The organism is Oligoflexus sp., from assembly GCF_035638955.1.
GTDB lineage: Bacteria > Bdellovibrionota_B > Oligoflexia > Oligoflexales > Oligoflexaceae > Oligoflexus.
Genome location: NZ_DASQYZ010000146.1, coordinates 1 through 5,559, shown reverse-complemented (window position 1 = coordinate 5,559; position 5,559 = coordinate 1). Strand labels below are relative to the sequence as shown.

The 5,559-nt window shown below is 49.1% G+C and carries 3 protein-coding genes and 3 pseudogenes; 2 read left to right on the top strand and 4 right to left on the bottom strand.

Annotation, left to right across the window (positions count from 1 at the left end):
• Positions 1-54 precede the first annotated feature (54 nt).
• Positions 55-195 (top strand): annotated as a pseudogene (locus tag VE954_RS14200) (IS6 family transposase); the annotation flags it as partial.
• Positions 196-437: 242 nt separating this feature from the next.
• Here the strand turns inward: VE954_RS14200 and VE954_RS14195 are convergent.
• The 3 genes and pseudogenes from VE954_RS14195 to VE954_RS14185 all read right to left on the bottom strand — a co-directional run bounded on the left by VE954_RS14195 (position 438) and on the right by VE954_RS14185 (position 4,274).
• The gene (locus VE954_RS14195) at positions 438-2,018 is read right to left on the bottom strand and encodes a sigma-54 interaction domain-containing protein (protein ID WP_324953810.1); all 1,581 of its coding nucleotides are present in this window, start codon (positions 2,016-2,018) and stop codon (positions 438-440) included.
• Between the two features lie 751 nt (positions 2,019-2,769).
• A pseudogene (locus tag VE954_RS14190) lies at positions 2,770-3,042 on the bottom strand (DDE-type integrase/transposase/recombinase); the annotation flags it as partial.
• Positions 3,043-3,263: 221 nt separating this feature from the next.
• Positions 3,264-4,274, bottom strand: a complete 1,011-nt coding sequence (locus VE954_RS14185) for a calcium-binding protein (RefSeq protein ID WP_324953808.1) — start codon at positions 4,272-4,274, stop codon at positions 3,264-3,266.
• 444 nt (positions 4,275-4,718) lie between these two features.
• On the opposite strand from VE954_RS14185, the pseudogene VE954_RS14180 reads away from it, so the two are divergent.
• Positions 4,719-4,955: pseudogene (locus VE954_RS14180) on the top strand (IS6 family transposase); the annotation flags it as partial.
• A 177-nt stretch (positions 4,956-5,132) separates the two neighbouring features.
• On the opposite strand, the gene VE954_RS14175 reads toward VE954_RS14180, so the two are convergent.
• Positions 5,133-5,559, bottom strand: a 427-nt coding sequence (locus VE954_RS14175; protein WP_324953804.1) for a hypothetical protein, incomplete at its 5' end; no start/stop codon positions are given.

The window sequence follows — 5,559 nt, the reverse complement described above, 5'->3', positions numbered from 1 at the left end:
GTTGCGCCTGGGTAAGCCCGTGGTATTCTCCGGGAAACCTTGGGAGGGCGGCTCATGCTTTTTGACACCAAAGGACATTGTTTTGAGCGCCAGATCATCATGCTTCATGTCCGCTGGTATCTTTCCTATAAGCTGAGCTATAGGGACCTTGAAGAGATGGCCAGGGAACGTGGGCTTGAGGTTGACCACACTACAGGAATTCAAAGCACTTGGTGAGTCGTGAATCAATGATTGAAGAGCCCATTGCGGGAAATCTGCACGATGGGTTCCGTGGGGATTGGAGTGTCCCAAGGCACTCCTTTTACCCGACCGAAATATAGCAAAAGGCGAAAGGATCACGAAAAAAACCCCGTTTATCGCATTGATTACTGACCCGGATTTTCAATGACCTCTTTTCCCATTTTCCCCTGCCGCAACTTCCAAAGCGTGCTGAAAAATCAGGAATTCTGTTTGCGGAACTTGCGAGGATCAAGGCTGTATTTTTGGGCTCGCAGGCTCATTACACGTTCAGTCAGACCCAGGTCACGGGCCGCTTTCGCCATATTGCCCTTGCTGGCCCTAAGCGAATCCAGGATCAATTCACGTTCCATCGACTCCAGGGTCGTTTTCAGATTGTTGCCGGTCTTCACGCCCGAGCTTTCGGCGATCTGAAGGCTGGGTGGAAGGTGATGTCCGCGGATTACGCCTTCGTTGCTCTGAAGGACGGCCCGTTCCATGCAGTTTTCCAGTTCCCGGATGTTCCCTGGCCAGTGATAGCTGGTAAGCATATCGATGGCTGCCGTCGAAATACGACGGATATTTTTGTTATGCATCATGCAGTATTTCTCGATGAAGAAATCGGTCAGCGGCATGACATCCGTCGTCCGCTCACGCAAAGCTGGAACATGGATAGGGAATACATTCAAACGATAGTATAGATCCTGACTGAACTGACTGGTCTCGATCATTTCTTCGAGATTGTGATTGGTTGCCGCAATGACCCGGACATCACACTTGATGGTCGAGATACCACCGAGACGTTCAAATTCCCGCTGCTGAAGCACACGCAGCAATTTGCTTTGAGTCGCCAAGGACAGATCACCAATGTCATCGAGGAAAATCGTACCACCATTGGCCAGTTCGAAACGACCTTTCTTCTGGGTAGGCGCACCGGTGATAGCACCGGGCTCATGACCGAAGAGTTCGCTTTCCAGGAACGGCCCGGGAAGGGCTGCGCAGTTCACCTTGATGAAAGGCTTGCCGCGCCGCGCGCTGTTGCGATGCAGGACATCCGCGATCAGCTCCTTACCCACACCGCTTTCACCCAGGAGAAGGGTCGTGGTGTCGGTATCCGCCACCTGATGCATCAACTTTAACACACGGAGCATGGCCTTTGAGTTGCCTATGATCGGCGAACGATCGTATTTCACCTTATCGAGAGTCCTATTGGTCGGCTGCGGAGCGGCTGTCTCGTGCTGCTGATCGCGAAAGAAGCGATTGATCATACCCGACTGGGCGATCATGGAAGTCAGGGCGGAGAGGAAAGCCTGCTCTGTCTTGGGTTCGAAGCTGCCGTAAGAGACTTTTACGACAGTGAGAGTTCCTATTTTTCGTTCGTTGAATTTAATGTGATGACTGAGGACATAAAGCTGGGCACCACGTGCGACTTCGTAGGTACTATGAAAACGGGACCTTTCGAAATTTGGCACAGGCACCATCTTCGGTCGCCAGTTCCGCAGTACATCCTGGGTAGCCATCAAGATCGCTTCCTCAACCTGAGGATCGATTGGCTTTTCTCCACCAGGTGCCCGAATCTCTTTTCCGATGTCGATCACTCCATCGAGGAAATTGATGCGGCCAAGAACCAAATCACAGTGCCTTTCCAGCGAACCCAGTATTTCTCCAAGTCCGTCCACGAACCCTGTACTCTTCTCAAGGTTGACTGACGCCATACGCAGAACATCAAGTTGTCGTTCCCGGCGAATGGGGTCTTCAGTGTGCTCAAGCAAAATCGACGTCGCCTGGTTTTGGGGATTCATCCTGCCCTCCCTTTTCGGTTTTATTGCACCCGCAAACCATAGGCGGGAAATTGCCTAACCCATGGGGCCCACTCATGCCGCAGTGGAATAGAAGATCTCAGCTGAAGTTTTACCCGAAGCTGTAGACGTGATAAAAACAGCGCATTGCAAAGCCGCGAAAGCGATAAGCTTTGAGACAGCCCATTGGCTGGCCGCAGTCCTTGACGCACAGTTCCGCTTCTTCAATTGATTATGACTTTTTCACCTTTTAAAAACAGATTCATGCCATTATGCATTGTATCTCCCTGCTTTCATTCGGTAGCCTGAAGCTCAAGCCCTTGCCTCTCATGGAGATACTGCCAGTTTCCGGCTACAATCCGGTTTTACAATGCTTTCGTGAGATATGCTTGAACGCCTCTTTACATTCCGCTGAAAAAAGAAACCATAGTGCAATGCTCTTTCATCACCGTAAGCCTTTTGGGAATTTGCATGCTGACCAGATTTGAACGGCCTTGTTATAAAATTTTCCGTCATTTTGAATGATTCTTAAGTGTGCAGGAAGACTGATTTTCAGGGCTGAAAGCCTCGCGCAAGGCGAATCCAATAGGTTTGAGGAGCAGGCTTCGAGGAAAGTGTTCAGGAGGTGACTTGATTACCGGCTGGACTGGCTGTCGAGCAGGTCGGGAGCGGAGTTTTGAAGGTTGATAGGGCTCTGTCGCAAACATTTCCAAGGTTGAAGTGAGTTTCTGAAGGGATCATTCCCCGGACAAGGTTATCCTGCAAGGGTGTAAAACTGCTCAAATGGAGTGGACCCCTGGATATCAAGCTGGCCTTTTTTGATCATGGCCATCATCTCAATGCCGGCGATGGTTTTCGCTGCCAACATGAAGGTTTTGAAGCCCAGCATGGGCCTTGTCCTTTGCCTCCCCCGCCTGTGGTCCTGCTCGATGATATTATTAAGATACTTCACCTGCCGGAGCTCAATGTCAGTGGAATGTTCTTCATTGAAAGCCTTAAGGCCAGAGGCGTTTGCACCTGATTTGTCTGCGCATTCAGGGAAAATCCTAGCAAGATCGCAGGCTCTGTTGATGGCGTTGCCGTGTGGTCGACATTAGCGTATCACGCGAATTTCTTCCGGTGGCGGTGGAACGGTAGACGGCTCTCCTGGTGTTGCGGAATTGCGGAATGATTGATTCGTTGCTGCACGCCTGCTTTTTCTGAGTGAGCAGGCTTTTTTATCACCTGCTTTTAGCCTCCTTTGCCAGATCAATACTTATTTAGGATGATGCGAAGATCATCAACATTCGCATAGATAATTTTAAGATAAACATTTTGTGCTGTCTCAGAGTCTTGGCTGAGCCTGGAAATTACTATCACAAATTTTCCTGTGTTTGATCCGTCTGAAGAGGCATCAAACTTGACATTAACCGCTGCACATGACTCCGGGATTGCTGTACACTCCGAAAGTGAAAGTTCTGCAACTTTTTCCGTTGATCTATCTTTTTGAATATAAAAATTTGCTTCATAAGCGGTTTTATCGAAACTGGACTTTTCAACTACTTCTGCAAATTCGATCAATTTTTGATTCAAATTAGCGTCAGGACTTTCCGCTTTATAACACCGCTCACCGAGGCAATATGAGATAGCAAATTGATCAGCAGAAGAGTCCGGGATTGACGGTAGAGTTACGACTGGGGTTGGGGCCTCACAATTAATTAGCGCAACAGGCCCGGCTTCAAAGCCTCCGGACGAGCAGCTATCAATTCCTTCACCACCATCAATCTCAGTATTTCCGTAGCGACTTGCCGATATTCTGTCATTGCCTGGTCCGCCGTCTATGACCGTTCTGTATTGGATTAGGGGTGAGGAGAAAGGCACGGAACTATTTGCGCCAGTAATCCAATCATCACCTTCTCCACCATTAATTATGTCACCACCATATCGTGAGCCATAAATTTTGTCACTTCCCCGACCACCATTAATTATGGCGACATTGCCACTATCATCAGTATTGCTCCCGTATATCAAATCGTCCCCGTCCCCTCCGCATACAATGTCTGCAGATCGGGCATAAATTAGATCATTTCCCGATGACCCCAAAATCACGTCACCCTTCACGTATTTGTCACCGTAGCAGGCGACACCGGCCTTGCAGAAAATTGTTGGGATACGTCCGCCACAGCTGCCGTCGTCCGAATAAGCAGAACTGAAGCTGAATACGGATATTTGTGATAGAAGTAAAAATGTCAAATAGCTTCGGATTGATTTAGTCTTCATTTGTTTCCTTAGAAATGTAAAGGTTTAATGCAAAGGCTTTTCAACTAGTCGGCATCAGGATATTCACAACCTTTTGCGACTCCATCGCGGGCTGAACGATATGTGATTGTCACAGGGCAATCACTTCCATCTTTTGCACAACCGCTGCACAACCTTTTAAACTTGGCCATGCTGATCACTGCGGGTGTACAGGGATGTAATAACCTGTAATCAGGGCAACCCGTATTCTGAGTGAGCAGGCTTTTTTATCACCTGCTTTTGATCCATCTGGCGAAGACGAGTATTAAGCCCATCTTCTTTGGGAGCGGGAGATGCAAGGGCCAAGAACTGGTGTATATCCGGTGGCGTTGCTTGTGTAGCAATTGGTGGAATGGCAGCTTTAGTAGTAGTGTTGCGCCTGGGTAAGTCCATGGTATCCTCCGGGAAACCTTGGGAGAGCGACTCATGCTTTTTGACACCAAAGGACATTGTTTTGAGCGCCAGATCATCATGCTCCATGTCCGCTGGTATCGTTCCTATAAGCTGAGCTATAGGGACCTTGAAGAGATGGCCGCAAAGCGCGGGCTTGAAGTGGACCACACCACCATTTACCGCTGGGTCATCAAGTTCACGCCAGGGCTGGAAAAGGCTGTTCGACGCCTTAAGCGGCCTTTGGGCAAAAGCTGGCGCCTGGACGAAAGTGTGTCGTAGAAAGCAGCATGTAAGATGAAGGCAGGCCCTTCGTAATCGGTTTGCAGGAACGGATTACAAACTACTGCAAGCGGCCTTGGTAAAGAGCCCTGGTCGTGAGCGTTGCAGAAAAGGCTTCGTAAAGAAGTCATGTATGAGTTGGAAAGACGAACAAAAGTGAACCATCGTTCAAGTGTCGAAAAGCGCAAAAGGCGTCAAAACCAGGAAGTTCTCGTTGTCCTGGGACAAGTTCAGCGGGAGCCTGCTGATTGGCTGAACGGTGCCCGGCATAGAGATGGCGTGAGTCCAACTCGGGCTTTTATGTTGAACTACGTGAACCTGTCGCATCGATGTATAAGGGAAAGGCACAAGCAGAGAACCTGCAAGGCTAAAAGTACCGATGTGCTGCACAGGGGCGGACAGGCTCGTAAGAGTGATGAAGCTGCTGTAATGGTGGCGGAGCAAAGGAGCCTGACCGATCAGATCTACGTCCATGTACCAACTTGCAAGAGGAATCAGTCCATGGAAGAATTTGAAGTAGATCTGAAAAGAAATCTCTATCGCATCTGGAATCGAATGTCTTCGGGCACTTACTTTCCACCTCCCGTAAAAGCAG

Coding starts and splice junctions, on each gene's coding strand:
- VE954_RS14185 (WP_324953808.1), bottom strand. CDS start 4,274: ATGAAGACTAAATCAATCCGAAGCTATTTGACATTTTTACTTCTATCA.
- VE954_RS14195 (WP_324953810.1), bottom strand. CDS start 2,018: ATGAATCCCCAAAACCAGGCGACGTCGATTTTGCTTGAGCACACTGAA.